Origin of the sequence: Sphingobacterium sp. 18053, assembly GCF_902706145.1 — a bacterium.
Taxonomy (GTDB): Bacteria; Bacteroidota; Bacteroidia; order Sphingobacteriales; family Sphingobacteriaceae; genus Sphingobacterium; species Sphingobacterium paramultivorum.
In genome coordinates this window covers 57,242-74,908 of record NZ_CACSJW010000002.1, presented here as the reverse complement: position 1 = coordinate 74,908, position 17,667 = coordinate 57,242, and the positions used below count along the sequence as shown (strand labels likewise).

General features: G+C 38.0%; 15 protein-coding genes. 8 read left to right on the top strand and 7 right to left on the bottom strand.

The annotated features are described in order from the left end of the window. Positions 1 to 49 precede the first annotated feature (49 nt). The 8 genes from GVK91_RS04460 to GVK91_RS04425 all read left to right on the top strand — a co-directional run bounded on the left by GVK91_RS04460 (position 50) and on the right by GVK91_RS04425 (position 8,341). Entirely contained in the window at positions 50 to 1,279 is a 1,230-nt protein-coding gene (locus tag GVK91_RS04460; RefSeq protein ID WP_153845676.1) for a hypothetical protein, read from the top strand. Between the two features lie 52 nt (positions 1,280 to 1,331). After that, complete coding sequence (locus GVK91_RS04455) at positions 1,332 to 2,390, top strand: glycosyltransferase family 2 protein (protein ID WP_235032758.1); 1,059 nt, start codon at positions 1,332 to 1,334, stop codon at positions 2,388 to 2,390. Then, a complete protein-coding gene (locus tag GVK91_RS04450; protein ID WP_159727225.1) occupies positions 2,387 to 3,652 on the top strand; it encodes a glycosyltransferase in 1,266 nt (421 codons plus the stop codon). Before GVK91_RS04455 ends, GVK91_RS04450 begins: the two co-directional genes overlap by 4 nt. Positions 3,653 to 3,827: 175 nt before the next feature. After that, the gene (locus GVK91_RS04445) at positions 3,828 to 4,994 is read left to right on the top strand and encodes a glycosyltransferase (RefSeq protein WP_153845673.1); all 1,167 of its coding nucleotides are present in this window, start codon (positions 3,828 to 3,830) and stop codon (positions 4,992 to 4,994) included. 4 nt (positions 4,995 to 4,998) lie between these two features. Continuing rightward, positions 4,999 to 5,808, top strand: coding sequence for a glycosyltransferase family 2 protein (locus GVK91_RS04440; protein WP_120333684.1), 810 nt, complete (start codon positions 4,999 to 5,001; stop codon positions 5,806 to 5,808). A 24-nt stretch (positions 5,809 to 5,832) separates the two neighbouring features. Then, the gene (locus GVK91_RS04435; RefSeq protein WP_153845672.1) at positions 5,833 to 6,642 is read left to right on the top strand and encodes a glycosyltransferase family 2 protein; all 810 of its coding nucleotides are present in this window, start codon (positions 5,833 to 5,835) and stop codon (positions 6,640 to 6,642) included. A gap of 12 nt (positions 6,643 to 6,654) precedes the next feature. Then, complete coding sequence (locus GVK91_RS04430; protein ID WP_120333686.1) at positions 6,655 to 7,323, top strand: glycosyltransferase family 32 protein; 669 nt, start codon at positions 6,655 to 6,657, stop codon at positions 7,321 to 7,323. A 61-nt stretch (positions 7,324 to 7,384) separates the two neighbouring features. Beyond that, positions 7,385 to 8,341, top strand: coding sequence for a glycosyl transferase family 90 (locus GVK91_RS04425; protein WP_159727223.1), 957 nt, complete (start codon positions 7,385 to 7,387; stop codon positions 8,339 to 8,341). On the opposite strand, the gene GVK91_RS04420 is transcribed toward GVK91_RS04425, so the two are convergent. The 7 genes from GVK91_RS04420 to GVK91_RS04390 all read right to left on the bottom strand — a co-directional run bounded on the left by GVK91_RS04420 (position 8,333) and on the right by GVK91_RS04390 (position 17,667). Beyond that, positions 8,333 to 9,451 (bottom strand): glycosyltransferase family 1 protein, encoded by a 1,119-nt coding sequence (locus GVK91_RS04420; protein WP_227550149.1) that lies wholly within the window; start codon positions 9,449 to 9,451, stop codon positions 8,333 to 8,335. The genes GVK91_RS04425 and GVK91_RS04420 overlap by 9 nt on opposite strands. Positions 9,452 to 9,464: 13 nt before the next feature. Continuing rightward, positions 9,465 to 10,679 carry a glycosyltransferase family 4 protein gene (locus tag GVK91_RS04415; RefSeq protein ID WP_153845670.1) on the bottom strand — a complete coding sequence of 405 codons (1,215 nt, stop codon included), beginning with the start codon at positions 10,677 to 10,679 and terminating at the stop codon, positions 9,465 to 9,467. Continuing rightward, positions 10,676 to 11,701, bottom strand: a complete 1,026-nt coding sequence (locus tag GVK91_RS04410) for a glycosyltransferase family 9 protein (protein ID WP_153845669.1) — start codon at positions 11,699 to 11,701, stop codon at positions 10,676 to 10,678. Before GVK91_RS04410 ends, GVK91_RS04415 begins: the two co-directional genes overlap by 4 nt. Positions 11,702 to 11,704: 3 nt before the next feature. Beyond that, entirely contained in the window at positions 11,705 to 12,310 is a 606-nt protein-coding gene (locus GVK91_RS04405; protein ID WP_153845668.1) for a DUF4254 domain-containing protein, read from the bottom strand. A 207-nt stretch (positions 12,311 to 12,517) separates the two neighbouring features. Then, a complete protein-coding gene (locus tag GVK91_RS04400; protein WP_159727221.1) occupies positions 12,518 to 14,002 on the bottom strand; it encodes an NADH-quinone oxidoreductase subunit N in 1,485 nt (494 codons plus the stop codon). 5 nt (positions 14,003 to 14,007) lie between these two features. Next, a complete protein-coding gene (locus GVK91_RS04395; protein ID WP_088162991.1) occupies positions 14,008 to 15,609 on the bottom strand; it encodes a NuoM family protein in 1,602 nt (533 codons plus the stop codon). 3 nt (positions 15,610 to 15,612) lie between these two features. After that, positions 15,613 to 17,667 (bottom strand): NADH-quinone oxidoreductase subunit L, encoded by a 2,055-nt coding sequence (locus GVK91_RS04390; protein ID WP_159727219.1) that lies wholly within the window; start codon positions 17,665 to 17,667, stop codon positions 15,613 to 15,615.

The window sequence follows — 17,667 nt, the reverse complement described above, 5'->3', positions numbered from 1 at the left end:
ATCGTTAGCCAAGTCGCGTTTTTTTGTTTCTACCGTTTGATTTTTACTTATGATTCGTAATTTTTTGATACTTCTTTATGGAAGTATTTTTCTAGTGGCTTGCAGCCGTCCAGAGGATTTTTTTGCGCAGGATGTTGAAGCTCCTATTTGGACTGTTGAGCCCATTGATTCAGTTACTTTTGATGGTGATGAAGGTTTGGTCAATATACATACTGTTGCTGACGCTAATTTTAAGGGACTAAAAAATGCCAACGATTTTATAGATATCTCGGGCGCAAATGCCAGTTATTGCCATCCAGATGTTCTTTATTTTCCAAATAAACTGAATGGGTATAAGTATTGGATGGTTTTTACACCTTATTTTGGCGCAGTAGGGACCAATCAAAATTCAAAGAAATTTGAAAATCCAAGTGTTGTTGTATCAAATGATGGTCTCGATTGGGTAAATCCTCCGGGATTGAGCAATCCAATTATCAATGCTCCCTTTCCCACAGAAAGTTTCGGTGAAAACAAGGTTGATCCGATTCAGGGATTTTGGTCAGATGTCGATTGGATATACTTAAATAATCAGTTTTATCTTTACTATAGGGGTAGTTTTATCACTGCTCAGGCTTTGAAAGGCAAATGTGTGTTAAGTAATACCAATTTTGATCGATTGAAACAAAATGCACATCGCACGATTGTTCAACAAACCTCCATAGATGGTATAAAGTGGTCGAATTTGAATGTCGCCTTTACCAGTAATCCTCCGTTTACTCCCAAAGATGATCATCTGTTGTCTCCCTCTTTCATTCATGACGGAAGTGAGTTTTTGAGTTATGAAATTGAACTGAATTTTAATTCGAAAAATTTTAAAGGTAAAGATCCTTCTTATGTTGTTCGTAGAACATCTACCGATGGTATTAATTTTACAGGGTTTAAGGAAAGTAAAATCATAAATTTTCTAAATAGGCCTTGGTTAAAGGAGGGACGGGTAAATTCCCCATGGCATATTCAGGCAACATTTGCTGATGGTTATTATTTTCTTTGCATTGCAGTAGGAGATGTAAAACGATATACTGCGGAGCTGTTGTACATTGGGTATTCTAAAGATGGGTTAAATTTCAAAGTACTACCGAAGCCCCTGTTGAAAAATAATGCTTATAGAAGTTCAATTTTTCCAATGGGCAGCAACGAGTCTTTAATTAAGATGGGAGCAATGATCGGTAATAAATCTGGTGAGTTCAGATATCGGGAATTTACATTAAACAAAGACAAGATCGAGAAATCATTAAAATGATTTCAGCATTTAATATATCATTTCTGTTACTATTTTTGTATATTAAATACTAATGATGGAAAAAAATGGTTGTATGGATTGTCCTTGTCCGATTGCTGTTTCGGTAGTTATACCGGTATACAATGTCGAAAAATATTTAGACGAGACAATCCAAAGTGTGCTTGATCAGGAATTACAAGATTTCGAAATCATTCTCGTTAATGATGGTAGTAGTGATTCTTCTGCTGAAATCTGTCGGAAGTATGCGTCTTTGGATGCTCGAATTTATTTTTTTGATCAGAAAAATTCTGGCGTGTCTGTCGCTAGAAATAACGGACTCATTCATGCCAGCGGAGAATACATCTATTTTCTAGATTCTGACGATACCATTGATCCCGCATTTTTGTCAGTTTCTTTAGCGATAGCTAAACAGCAAAATTTTGATTTGGTGATTTTGGGCGAGCCTTATTGTTCGCGGGCCCCACGTTTGACTGCTGTACCGACATGTGGGTTGTTGATCAAAAGGACCTTATTGGACACTTATCCCGATATTCGTTTTCCTGCAGGAATTCAACCCTGCGAGGATGGCTTGTTTTCACACCGTCTTTTTTTGGTAACCGATAAGATCGGATTTAATCCTGGCGCGGTATATTTTTATAGACAGCACGAGAATCAAAATCATACGCAAATTAATAGACAGACTGATCGCTTATTGAAACAGATTCCAATGTGGTTAGAGCTATTGAAGGAGTTTTATAAGGAACATGATTTCTTTGCTTCAAAAGCGTTAAAATTAGCGCTATTTATCGAACATGAACCTTTTGAGTTTCGTTATTTAAAAATGGCATTCAGTGATCTTGAGAAGGAAGAGCTGTTTAAGTTATTGCAAATTTTTATGCAAGAATATGTAAGTCCACATCTTACCAAAGAAGATAAAGAAATATTAACGGTGCCTTTTAGCTATTTTGTAGAGGCTCGAGATCATAGGGATTTTGACAAATTTTATGCGACTTATTGCAAAAGGAGGTCTCAAAAACTCAAGCAAAGTTTATTCTGGGTTAGGTTTATTCCAATTGCTGGCTTAAGAAGAAAAGTCCGTCAAAGGATCAGACATAAGTATCTCGACGTATGAAGATTTTACTAATACAACATTTGTATTTTCTAAATGGAATAGGTGGAACGGAAAAGATATGTTCTACGCTAGCGAATATACTAAGTACAAATGGGTATGAAGTTGAGATTGCAACCAATGAAAATATAAAAGGCTCAGCAGTTTTTCCACTGCATAAGTCGGTGAAGGTGACGAATATCTTTGACTCGAGTTTGGAACAGAAGCTCGAGATTCCGATTTATAATTATAAGGGGCCGAACCCACTTTTATGGTTGAAATACAAGGCTCGCAAAAAATACAGCAAGTGGTATAACCGCAAATTAAAGAAACGCATGGGGGGAGCTGATAAATTATATCAGTTTAATTTGCGAAAGCGGGCGATTTTATGGAAGGATTATATTGACAGGCTAAAGCCCGATTTGATTATTACAATGTCCATTGGCTCACTCCTTGAGATCACTTATGGAAATACGCTGTCAATCCCCATTATAGACTCTGTCAATGGAAGACCTGATTACGACTATACCAATATTTTAGGGGGAAGAGATGCATTTATGGTTGATTTGTTAACGGCTAGTTTCGCTCAACTGAATGGTGTTCAGATCTTATTTGATAGCTATCGGGATTTTTTGCCGTCTAATTTTTCTGGACAATGCGACGTTATTGCCAATCCAATTCAGCAAGTAGATCCTGGCGATTTAGTTATACATGACCGTATCAAGGAAAGATATAAGATTATTCATGTTGGGCGTTTGGATACCGAGTGTAAGCAGCAGCATATTGCTATTGCGATTTTTGCTAACCTGGCAAACAAATATCCCAATTGGGATTTGGAGTTTTGGGGGATAGGTCCAGACTTTGATCGGTTGAATACACAAATTCGTGATATTGGATTGTCTGAACGGGTTTTTCTTTGTGGATTCACTGAGGATCCACTGTTAAAGATGCGAGATGCTGATATTTTTATTTTCCCCAGTAAATATGAGGGGTTTGGATTAGCCTTAGCAGAAGCCATGTCAATAGGCCTGCCAAGTATTGGCTTTTCCTCTTGTTCAGGCGTAAATGAATTGATCAAACACAATCAGAATGGTTTTTTAGCATTGGACGAGCGAGAGATGGCCCTGCATCTCGAACAATTGATCATGGACTCTTCTCTACGTTCGAGACTTGGAGTTCAAAGCAATTTGGCAATGATGGAGTACAGTTTTGAGCATATGGCTAAAGGATGGTTAAATTTAGTGGAGACCGTTACAAAGAGTTTTCGGGGCGAAGGCGAGATATAGTTGGACTTGACGACCTCTATTATCTTATGGAAAAATTTCATCATGAATGATTTATAAAGGTCTTAATACTCCTGCAAAAGAAAAGTTCAAGAAGAATGTGGCATTTTCCGAGAATAATTCGTATTATTTATTATAAAAGCAATTACTGCTTTTTACCTTTTCAATGTAAGAATAAATGCAAACAATAAAGAAAAAGAGAATATTATATTTTATGCCTGAAAATCCTAACAGTTCTAAAGCAGGCAATTTGACTAGGTGTAAGCAGTTGTTAACTTATTTTAATACGATAAGTGCAAATTTTGTGATTGATTTTGTATCCTCAATCAATTGGGGGGCAGGTGATGAATCTATTTTTCAATCAGAATTTCCAAATATTAACCTGATTATTTTACCCTTTAAATCTTCAAAAAAAAATAGAATTAGTTATTTCTTTCGTGATAAATTACAAAAAGAGATAAAAAATATATTCCACTCAAATTTGGTTGATCGTGTTTCGCCATCATTTCAAAGAAGATTTGAAGAGGTTTTAAGCGATCATAAGTATGATTATGTTATTATTAGCTATGTTGAATTTGGTAGTTTGGTAAAGAATTTGATAGGGCCTTATACAATTTTAGATTCGCATGATTTTCTTACGCTGCAAAATAAGACAAAGGAAAAGGAAAACTTTTCAATGCGTCAATTGGGTAAAATGTTCGGAGCGGAGTTGTCTATGATGACTTCTTTTAACGAGATATGGACATTTTCAATTGAGGAAAAATATATTTTTGAACAGTTTGCAGATAAATTTGTACGATTAATTCCGGTTTCAATGCCATCGCCTGTTGTTCAAGAACGCGAAAAGAAGATTGACTTAATTTATGTAGCAAGTGACAATCCGCACAATGTGTCTAGCATAAAGTGGTTTTTAGAAAAAGTATTTCCACTACTTACGAATGTTGAACTGCATGTGATTGGCAAGATTTGTGCACATATCCCAGCAGTGAAAAATGTTATAAAACATGGATTGGTGGATGATCTTGCAGAATATTATGAGCAGGCTAAAGTTGCTATCTGTCCAATGCTTTCAGGGACAGGAATCAAAATAAAGGTTTTGGAAGCATTATCTTTTGGCATTCCGGTTGTAACCAATCAGCGTGGTGTCGATGGATTGTTTAATAAATCAGATAATGGATGTCTTGTATCTCTAGATGAACAGGCTTTTGCCTCTCATATAATTGAATTGCTCCAGGAGGATGAATTTCATAAAAGAAAATCGAATCAGGCCATTGAATATATGCGAAGTAATCATACCGTAAAGAAAGAGTATGAGGTCTTGGACGCTGTTTTTAACAATAGATGAATAAATGAAAATCTCTCTAATAATATCTACTTATAACTGGCCGGAGGCGTTGGCATTATGCTTGGAAAGTGTATTGCTTCAGAAGGTTCTTCCTGATGAAATACTTATCGCTGATGACGGGTCAGGAAAGGAGACAGAGCGAGTTGTAGCAGAATATAAAAGTAAGTTTAATATTCCTTTTATTCATGTATGGCATGAAGACGAGGGTTTCCAGTTGGCGAAAATCAGAAATAAAGCCATTGCTAAGGCCTCATCCGACTATATTGTTCAAATTGATGGTGATTTAATTTTGCACCCCTATTTTATTCGGGATCATCGGAAATTTGCGCAAAAAGGATCTGTAGTACGTGCCAGCCGTATTTATCTTGATCAGGAATTTTCCGAGAAAAAATTGACCAAGCTTGATACAAAGGTGAATAGATTTGATAAGGGGGTCTCGAACCTATTCAGTGCTTTTCGTTTTCAGTTGTTATGGAAATATTTTGAATTTAATTATAAAAATAAGGGCAACGAACGTTGGGAGATTCATGGGGCCAATATGGCGTATTGGAAAGAAGATGCCATTCGTGTGAATGGCTACAATGAAGACTTTAAAGGCTGGGGACCGGAAGATAAAGAATTTGTCGCTAGACTCTTAAATATCAACATCAAAAAACGCTTCTTAAAATTCGGCGGCATTGTGTTTCACATCTGGCATGCGATAAATGCAAAAGAGAATTTAGGTAACAACAATTGTTTGTTTGCAAAAACAAAAAAGCTAAATTTGACCTATTGTGATAACGGTATTGATAAATACCTGAAATCATCTGATTAGCACTTACGGTTTTATAGCTATTTTTTGGAAACTTCGATAATTATTACAACGTATAATAGGCCCGATGCATTGGAATTGGTGCTATTGTCTGCATTAAATCAAACAGTTTTGCCGAGCCAAATTATTGTCGCAGATGACGGCTCTGATGATAGAACAAGACAGCTGGTCCATCGTTGTGAGCAGGTTTCTGAAATTCCAATCTGCCATGTATGGCAGGAAGATTGTGGTTTTCGCGTTGCACGTATTCGAAATCAAGCACTAGCCCAAGTGAAATCACCCTATGTCATACTCGTTGACGGTGACATTCTTATGGCACCAAATTTTATTGAAGACCATCTAAAACTCGCCAAAGTCGGACATTTTATCCAAGGTGGAAGGGTTTTACTGAATCAAGCATTAACATCTAAATTGTTAGCCGAGTCGAATCAACTGAAGTATCCGAATATGTTTCAGGCTGGATTCGAATCTGGTCGGGTTGAAAAGAGAATAAGTAGTTTTCGTAGTCTTCTTTTGGCACGATGGACTGCGAAAAACCTAGCAAATAACAGAAGCAAAGTACGCTCTTGTAATATGTCTTTCTATATGCGCGATGTTCGTGCAGTGAATGGTTTTAATAATCTTTTTGAAGGCTGGGGCCGGGAAGACAGTGAATTTGTGGAACGTTTATTCAACTATGGACTCAAAGGGCAACTACTTAAGTTTGCTGCAATTGGGTATCACTTATATCATAAAGAGGAGTCTAGAAAAGCACTTCCACAAAACGATCATTTATTAGAAAAGACAAAATTAGAAAAGCTGAAATCCTGTGCTGACGGACTTTCTAGTTTCCTGTAGTTATTAATTATCATGGGAATTCCAAAAAATATATTTCAAACATTTAAGGATAATAAGATTCCTTGGCTTACGAAACTCTATATTCGCTCGTTTTTGAAAAAGAACAAGGATTATTCGTATGAGTTCTATGATGATCAAAGGGTGAGCGACTTCTTTGCTGAACATTTTGATGAGCGCATTAATAAAGCCTATCATCGTCTTCAGATAGGGGCCGCTAAAGCAGATTTCTTTCGCTATGCTGTTTTGTATATATATGGAGGCATTTATATAGATTTAGATAGTGATTTGTTAGTTTCTATCGATAAATATCTAAATAAGGATGACGTTGCAGTAATAACGCATGAGAATAATAGGAGCCTATATGCACAATGGGCACTGATCTTTGATAAAGGACATCCTTTTTTAAAAAGAACGATGGAACTGATTGTGGATAATATTGAACAGAATCGATTTCCACATGATGTGCATGCGATGACAGGACCAACAGTTTATACATTAGCGATTAATGAGGTTCTGAAAGAAAATCCGAGTGTGGCGTATCGCTGCATTGAAGATGATTATAAGGGATTACTGAAATTTAAGTATAAATTAGGCAAACTTATGATTTATAAAGACAAGTCTAACCATTGGAAGAAACTGCAACTGCGTATTCCTGTTGTAAAGCCTGACACAGATTTTTAGGCTTGTTTATTTTAAGGGAGAGTTATTTTTACTTATTTTTGAAGAAAAGTATTGGTCATCGATGAATTTCAAAAGAACCTTTTTGCGAAATAAGAATAATAAGATTTACTATTATATTAAAGCAATTCTTAGGGAGCTAGTTCCTGGCAGTCTTTCGCAAGCCCAACTGAAAAAGCATTTAAATAGCGCTTATTATCGCAAAAATGCTGCATATATTGATGATAGGGTAAATTATTACAATAAGTTGGAAAGGTTTGAGCAGTTAGATCAGGATGCAATTGAAATAGGGAAATATCGAGTGCCAGAACGCATACGCGTTTATTATTTCGACAGTAAGGAGTATTTACGTTTTTTTAACCCCCAATTGCGATTCAGTATTTTGCCCGGTGATATCATTCATGTTCCCTTACATCCGACTTTACTAAAGAGCCGACCTATTCATGGCAATAACAGCAATGCAGTAGTCTTAAATTTGGATAAGGCAAGACATTTTAATTTTCTTCATGACGATGTGTCTTTTGATAAAAAAATAGATATGTTGGTCGGAAGGAGCGGTTTTGGACAGGTTCATCGTAGTAGATTCTACCAATTGTATTATGATCATCCATTGTGTAATATCAAAAAGGCAAATAGATCTTCCGATAAGGATTATTTATCCATCGCAGAGCACCTTGATTATAAATTTATTTTGGCGCTTGAGGGAAATGATGTTGCGACAAACTTGAAGTGGATTATGTCCTCTAATTCTATTGCGGTGATGCCTATGCCTAAATATGAGACTTGGTTTATGGAGGGACGCCTAATTCCAGATTTTCATTTTATTTCTATTAAAGATGATTATTCTGATTTGGAAGAAAAATTACGCTATTTTATGGCAGATGATAATGCGGCTAAGATGATTGTAAAAAATGCGCATGAATATATTGCGCAGTTTAAAAATAAAAAAATAGAGGATTTAATCGCATTAAAAGTCTTAGATAAATACTTTACGCGTACTATTCAGCCTAAATTACAATAAGGACTTATAACAGTTTAATAGTTCTGATGCAATTTTTTCATCATTAAATTTTTGAGCATAGAGACGTCCCTGCGCAATCATGCTGGCGCCGGTTTGGGAATCGCCGAGAATACGTTTGATCGCTAGATTTATTTCGTCGACATTTGAAGGGTCGATATAACAAGACGATGGTCCACCAGCTTCCGGAAATACACCCGAATTAGTTGTAATGACAGGGGTGCCAGCATATAAGGCTTCAATGATAGGAATACCAAAGCCTTCAAAGATAGAGGGGTATATAAAAATTGATGCCATCGAATAAATGGTCGATAGTTCTTCAATAGTGAAACCCTGTTTTATAATGACTTTGCTCTCCAATTTATTGGCTACGATATATTTGTTAATTTCCTCAAGATAGGGGGTTTTCTTACCAATTATTAATAATGGGATATCGATATCCTGAATAGCCTTTACAATTTGTAAAACATTTTTTCGTTTTTCAATTGAACCCACATTTAATAGGAAGTCTTTGGGTAAATTATATTTTAACCTTAATTTTTCCTGCTCGTCGGCGCTTTTTGGGACCTTGAAAGCCGGATGACAACCCTGATAAATGACCTCAATCTTATGTTCGGGAATTGCGTAGTAATCGATGATATCCGATTTAGTCTGTTCACTAATTGCAATAATTTTATCAGCGTGATTAACAGCTAATTGAAATTTCTTGTTGTATATCCAACGATCTATGGGTTTATAGAGTTCGGGATAGCGTAAGAAGATTAAATCATGTATCGTGACAACGGATTTAATTCCACGGGCTTTTAAACCCCTTGGTATTTCTCCTGTAAGGCCATGAAAGAGTTCTACGCCATCGTTAAGTAGGTCAGATGCTATTCCGAAGCTTCGCCAAAGTGCGGGAAAAGCACGGTTAAATGTAGTTTTGGGTAGACGAATTTTTTCTTCAATAAGTGCCTTCTTCGAAAGATCATTATTACCCAATCTTGGCGTATATTTCAAATAAGTATGCTCAGGATAGTATTGCTCCAGAATACGGATGAGATCTCTACTATAATTACCTAAGCCTGTTCGATTGAGAAAATATCGTTTAGTATCGAATCCAATTGTTATCATGCCTGACTTGGTTTTAGTTTTCTTTAAAAATGTTTTCAAATTTACTTAATACCAAATCCCAATTATAATATTTAGAAACATATTCTTTCGCTTTTGCCTCAATGATGTTCTTATCTGTATTTGGATCTTGCAAATATGTGATAATTGAACTTAGGGAGTTGAAGGAATCATAACAGAAAACAGCTCCACTTTTGCGTTCATGCTCGACCATAACATCACACTTTTTGTTACCAATGACCGGTTTACCCAAGTGGAGCGCTTCTAATGTCAATAGTGATAAGCTTTCGGCGAGTGAGGGATTAATAATGGCAAAGCTTTGTTGCATTAGCGCTTTTTTTTCTTCCTCGCTTACAAAACCAGTATAGATGATATCAGGATCTTGCTCAACATTCATGGTATTTTCTCCTGTAAGTACAAGTTGCAAGTCGATCTGTTTTTCTGATTTTAATTTCAGAAAATAGGCCATAAAATTGTTGATTTTGACTGGCGTAATGCGGCCACAATAAAGTAAGTATGGTGATTTGATCTGATATTTGGCACTGATCGTTGTTGCTGCCGGTAAATCATCTATTTGATTGACTCCTATGCCAACAATTGTATTTTTTGCAAGCGAATTTCTGAAAATTTCTAAACACATTTCTTTTTCACTTTCCGTGTTAAAGGCAATATGATTAACTTTTGAAAATAAAAGTGTGTTGATGCTTCTAAATAACATACTCTCCATATGTGCAGTGGGTATCAGAATAGACTTCTGTGGTACAAGAAGTGATCCCAATATGGTTAGTGGGTTTTCGTAAGTAAAGAAAATGAATTTGTCGAAATCGTGTTGAAATTCCCTAATATAGTTGAGTAATGAAGACGAATAAAATGGATGTCCTTCTAAATATTTTGATTCATCATCAACTTTGAATTTCCAAATAGGGAATAAGGAAAAAACAGGCTTTGCTAATCCCCAGCGATAGATCAATCGGCGTATTTTCCGGGCGATTTTACTTTTCTTTTCGGAAGATGAATTTTTATCGGTCACAAATCTCATCACAGGTATTCCCTTTATAATTTCTAGGCCCGGAGTGAAATCTTCCTCTGGTTTATTTAAAAACTTGATATTGGTGGTTAATACAGTCACGTCATGTTTTGCTGATAATCGTTCAGCTAGCATTCTACAATGGAATTCGGCTCCACCGGTGATATCCAATCCGTATCGAATGGTTATTAACCCTATTTTCATCCTATTGCTCTTATTTTTTCAATCACCATTTCCGGTGTAATTAAATCAATTGCTTCTATTCCATCACAATCACAGGGCTTGTTGCCATAGACTGAACTTGGTCTATTGGGGTGCTCAACTTGGATGCAGTCTGTTAGCTGCTGCCCATAACCTGTGAATCCAGCATATGGATGCGTTGCTCCCCACAAAGAAAGACACCTTACGCCCATTAATGATGCCATATGAAGTCCCGAAGAATCCATGCTGATCATAAGATCCAGATTGGATATCAAATCCAGTTCCTCCCGCAGCGAGAATTTGCCTATGGTATTATAGGTGTTGGGAAATCGCTCAGTCCAGTTTTGGGCAATCTGGAACTCTTGTTCGCCACCGCCGAACAACAAAACATCATAGCCATTGTGCGTGAGTTCGTCTATCACATTTTCCATCTTGGTTTGAGGGAAAATCTTATAACGATGTTGTGCAAATGGGGCAATGCCAATTTTCTTTCGATCAAAATTTGCAAACATACTAAAAGCAGCTTTGGGTACATCTTGCAAATTAGAAACCAATTTTTTGCTGAGCTCAAATTTGAATCCTAATGCACGAAATACGTCTGCATAGCGCTCTACCGTTAGCTTTAAAGGAACCTTAATTTTGTTGTTTTCCCGGGTTAAAGCTTTTTTTTCCGTCCTGCCTTTGTTAAGTTGTTTTACTTTTACGCCCGATAACGAAAATAAAAGATCGATTACGCGGGAGCGTAAATTGAAATGTAAGTCTGCCACAGCGTCTGCGCCGTATTGAGCCAGTTCCTTTTTTAGCTTGACTAATCCAAAGAAACCTTTATGAACTGTTTTGGGCTCAATGGCGTGAAACCGTATACTTTTGATTCCATCAAAAAATGGGGCAAAGAATTGCCTGCTGACCATAATAATTTCTACATCAGGGTACTGAATGCAGAATTCTTTCAACACTGAGGCAACCATGGCAACATCGCCCATAGCTGAAAATCGGGTTACTATGATCCGTTGCGGTAAGGACATGTTTTATTTTCCTGAAGAATATAGGACAGGGTTCAATGACGGGTCGTTATACATTTTCATCTGTTTATAAACCTTCATGTATTTATCGCCAGATGCGATGGCAGTCATTAATTCATCAATACTTTGGGACAAATCTTTCCTTTGTTCCAATAAAATGTTCAGTTTTTCTTGGCAGGAAATGATATGTGCTTCGGAAGCATCTGTGCGCAATGTTTCCTGTTCCATGTGGTAGATTTTTAAAGCCAGAATGGAAAGCCTATCAATAGCCCAGGCCGGACTTTCAGTATTGATTGTTGCTGTAGGACTCGCCTGTATATCTTGAAATTTTTGTAGAAAATAACTATCAATATACTCTACGGTATCTGTGCGGTACTGATTGGATTCATCAATACGTCTTTTCCAGTATAAGCCTTCTTGGGGGTCAATCGAGGGATTACGTACCACATCTTCCATATGCCATTGCACGGTGTCAATCCAGCATTTTAAATAGAGGAGATGTTCCAGGGATTGTTTGTCATACGGATTTTGGATTGGATGATCAATCTGATCGTAGACGTGGTAATCCTGGATAGCACGCTGAAAAATTGGATTTGCTATTGCACTAATCATGGTACAAACTTAGATAAATTGCTTTTTATATGCAATTTAATTGCGCTTTACATAAAAAACAATTTATCGGTCTCTCCTCAACCATAGATAATACTTTTATTGAGGAAATATAAAATATATTATGGAGTATTTTTACTATTCAACGCAGACATTAAGGGAATGAATTGGACGATAGACTTATTTAAAATGAAAGAAGTTTTCTGATTCCTAGAATGCCGAAAGTAATAAATCGGGAAAGATACCTAAGATCAACACGGCTACTGTACATAAGATTCCAATACACAAGAGTACCATATTAAACTTCACTGCTGGAGATCCCGTATTGTCCCTTAAAAACGCATTCAGTGGTATTTTAAAATAATAAAATAGGGAAATGACAGAGGTCAATGCGCCAACTAGGAGCAATGCCAATAAACCAAAGGATTGGAAGTTTTGGTATTGTTCGAACACTTTGGAAAAGACCAAAAGTTTTCCAACAAAACCTGCAGTAGGGGGGAGCCCTACCAAAGCGATTAAAACAATTGAAAAGGAAGTGAACAGCAGTGGGTACCGCTTTCCTAAGCCGCGATACGATTCAATTGAAGTATTTCCTAAACTAGCTTCCAAAGCATCAATAAAGATGAATACCGCAATATTCATCAAAGCGTATATGGATAGATAAAATAACAGCACATTTGATTCATTATTTTGATAAACCAATACAGCCATAAGAAGTATACCCGTATGACCAATAGAAGAATAGGCCATCATCCTTTTGGCATCTTGTTGGCGTAAAGCGGCTAAATTACCAATCAGCATAGTTGCAATGGCGATCGCAATAATCACATAAGTCAAGAAATCACTAAAATAAAAGGACACGTTAAGCCAGGCTGAAAGTATCTTGGATAATAGCACAACAACAGCAATTTTGGGTACTGTAGCGAGATAGGTTGTAATAACTGTTGGGGCGCCTTGGTAAACATCCGGACTCCAGACATGAAAAGGGAAAAAACTCAGTTTGAAACCAATACCTGTCAGCAAAAATAGTAAAGCAATGCTGATCATGATCTGGGGTGCTTCCATCAAGCCAGCAATGTGACTTGGAGCGTCAAAATTCAGGTTTCCCGTGAAACCGTATAATAAAGACAAGCCATAGAGCATAACCGCAGCACAGATGGATCCGAACAGTACATATTTTAAAGCAGCTTCCGATTGAATTTTAGTGGTGGAGAAATAACCCACCATGATATAGGAGCTAATCGAAACCGTTTCGACAGCAATAAATATCATCAGCCAATTGCTCGACATAGTCAATAGATTCAGACCCAATGTTGCTGTCAATAGTACCGCATAGAGATCACCTAAGGGGCGACCATGCGCTTGATGGCGTTGTTGAATGAATATACAAATGAGAATTGTTGACAACAGGATAATCAGTCGTGCCGAAGTAGCGAAAGCATCAACCTGGATCATATCAAAAAAGCCAGCCATCTCTACCTTACTGAGTCCTTGGCCCATAAGGTAACAGCCACTGAGCAATAGCCCAATGAGGGTGATGACAAAGGAGGTATGCTTCCAGTGTTTGTCAATAAAAAGACTAGCGAGGATAGTACCAATAAAAGTGACGATCAATGTCAGTTCAGGCTTAAAATAAGGAACGCTTACGATAATCTGATCGATGAAAGAACTGATATATGGACTGAATGCGAGCATGCGAATTAAATAAATTGTTGGATAAAACTCACGAGATTCAGAACACTAGCGTTTAGGTTGTTAAATACTAATGCCGGCATAACTCCAAGTAATAAGGCGAGCGCTAGGGTAGGAAATAAGATGATCTGTTCGCGTGAATTTAGGTCTGTAAGTGCATTACTCCAAGATTCACCACCTTTTAAGCGAATTTGTCCAAAGAACATACGTTGCAGTGTCCAAAGTAGATAGGCTGCACTTAATAGGATACCTATGGAGCCCGCAAGTGCCATCCAGCGCGGTAACCCGGTTCCTATGCTCGCTGCATTGAAGGAACCGATAATGACAAAGGCTTCACCAATAAAGGCTGAAAAGCCGGGCAGGCCCAGGGATGCAAAAAATGCGACAGCGACATAACCTGTGTATTTAGGCATAATTTGAGCTAGGCCACGGAAACTATAGATATTTCTGTCATGTACTCGGTCATAGACCACGCCAACAAGGAAAAAGAGTGCCGCTGATAAGAATCCATGGGAAATCATCTGAAACATGGCGCCAGAAATACCTTCGGCAGTCAGCGATGCAATACCAAGCAGCACAAAACCCATATGAGAGACCGATGAATAAGCAATCATTCGTTTCAGGTCTTTTTGTGATAAGGCATTCAAGGCTCCATAAATAATGGATACAACGCCGATTAATCCCAGCCACCAATTGGATAAGGCTGCCATATCGGGAAAGATGCTATAACAGATACGGATGATACCGTAACCACCAATTTTCAGGAGGATACCGGCAAGAATAATAGATACTGGTGTCGGCGCTTCAACGTGCGCATCCGGTAGCCAAGTATGTAGGGGAACAATGGGTACTTTAATGGCAAAGGCAAAGAAAAGCACAATGAAACCGATCAGCCGAGCCGAAACACCCAAAATTTCCTGGTAACCCTCCCAGCCGAAAATAGAACCCTCAAGATAATTCTGTGGATTCATCATATAGATCATGTTGAAAGTATGTGCTCCAGTCAAAGGGTTGATTACTGAAAAATACAATCCTACGATAATCAACAACATAAATACAGACCCGAATAGGGTATATAGAAAGAATTTTATGGCTGCGTATTCGCGTCTTGCACCACCCCAGATACCAATCAAGAAGTAGAGTGGCAGTAACATGACTTCATAAAACAAATAGAATAGGAAGAAATCCAATGCACAGAAAATCCCCATAACGGCCATATTAAGTACCATGAGTAAGGCAAAGTATCCCTTCGGACTTTTCTGGATATTCCAAGAGGCGCCTATAGCCATCAGCATAACGAAAGCACTCAGCAATAACAAGGGCATGGAGATCCCATCAATACCAATAAGATAATCGATCTCTAATTTACCTATTGATCCTAAATCTAATCGGATCCAGGAAAGCTGTTCAACAAATTGATAGCCCGCCAGATCTTGGACTCCTGTTTTGCTTGCATCAAATTGTGCATAACATATTCCGGCCAGTACAAATTGTATTGCTGTGAATGCTAAAGCAATATATTTGTAACTCGATTTATATCGTGTTGGTAGGGCGAGAATGAGCGCCGTAGCCAATAGCGGTAAAAATATCAATAAGGATAAAATAGGCATTTCCTAAAAGAATATAAGATAAATTAAACCAAGTAAAACTAATAAAAAGACGGAATACAATGTTGTTTGTATCTTTCCATTTTGGACCAAGCGAACCTGATTGCCTGTCCAATAGGCTACAGTAGCAACCGTATTAACAAAACCATCTACAATATATTTGTCTATCCAAACACTTAGCTGAGAAAGGGATAAGACGATAAACTGAATCAAAGAAACGAAAGCGTCAACGATATGACGGTCAAACCAATAACAGAACTGTGCTAATTTTAATGTACCATTAACAAAGACTGCTTGGTAAAACTCATTGATATACCCTTGGTTGAAAGCGGCTTTTAATACCTGGCTATCGGGGTTCAAAGGGTATTTATTTTGTACATACCATTTCCAGCCGATGATCCAGCCAATACCCGAACCTAGTAGCAATATGACAGGAATGATAAGGTGCGCACGATGACTTGGTGCAAAAGTATATTCATCCAATAGAAGGCCGTCCATCAACCAGGAATCGTGATACGAAAACGGATTGAAAGAAAATAGTGGAAATAAGCAGAACAGTCCCAAAAAAAACATGGGGATCAACATGGTCTTTGGTGCTTCATGCAGCGGTTGATCATGTAGTTTGCCCTGAAGTTGTTTCAACAGTCTGAACTCCCCAAAAAAGGCTTTGAATAGCAAACGACCGATGTAGAAAGCTGTTAAAATACTCACCAGAATCAAACTTATGGGGATGATAAGGTATAAGTTACCTTTTGAAATAGCCCATTCAAAGGAAGAGATAACAATACTATCTTTGGATAGATAACCTGAAGTCAAAGGGAATCCTGCAAGTGCTAGCGAAGCTATGCTTATCAGCACGAAGGTCTTTGGCATATATTGACGTAGCCCGCCCATATTCCGTAAATCCTGCGGGTCAAAGTCCAGGTGGCTATGTTCTTTAAGATGCGCCATTTCATGAATGACAGCTCCGGCAGAAAGAAACAACAGACACTTAAAGAAAGCATGAGTTGTCAGATGAAATAAAGCAGCATCCCATGTTCCAATACCAATTCCAACCATCATAAAACCAAGCTGCGATATGGTCGAAAAGGCAAGAATGCGTTTGATGTCGTATTGGCCAAGCGCAAAGTATGCGGCCAAAGCAGCGGTTATTGTACCAATGATGGCAATAAATAATAAGGCAGATTCATTAAATAATGGAAATACGGTAGCCAGCAGGAATACACCAGCAGCAACCATTGTTGCGGCGTGAATCAACGAAGATACGGATGTAGGACCTTCCATGGCATCAGGAAGCCATACATGTAACGGAAATTGTGCAGATTTAGCCATAGCTGCCAAGAAGAAGGCTAATCCTGCAATGGTAAGCCAAATCTGAGGTAAGCTATTGACTGGAGATATCCACAATCCTTGGGCGATTGTGGATTGATAGATTAAGCCATTGTCCCCAAATAGATCGATTAAATTGAGGGTTTTGAACTGTGTAAATAGGATCGCAAGCCCGATTAGAAAACCGAGGTCGCCGATGCGATTGACCAAAAATGCCTTTTTATTGGCTTGTACAGCTGTTTCACGTGTGAACCAGAAGCCGATGAGGAGATACGATGCAAAACCGACCAATTCCCAAAAAACATACATCAACAGGAGGCTATCCATAATGACCAATCCCAACATCGCAAAACAGAAAAGGCTGAGATACATCCAATAGCGGTGAATACCTGAATCGCCATGCATATAGGCTCTGGAGTATATATTTACGGGTAAGGCAACAGTCGGTACCAAGAAAAGCATTAAAGTGCTCAAATTGTTCAGCAGGATACCAACTTTAAATGATGTTTCGCCGATGGTGAACCAATTTGCCTGAATTGATACCGCCGGATTATTCCATATGGAGAACCAGGTTAAGCCGCCAGCGATAAAGCTGAGGATGATGGCCGTGAGAGAAACAAGGCCGGACTGGTCGCGTTTACCTACTATTGCTTGATATACGAATGCCGCTAATGGTGCTATCAAGGTAAGCAACGCGGTCAGAAGGGGCGATATGTGAACAAATTGATCCAA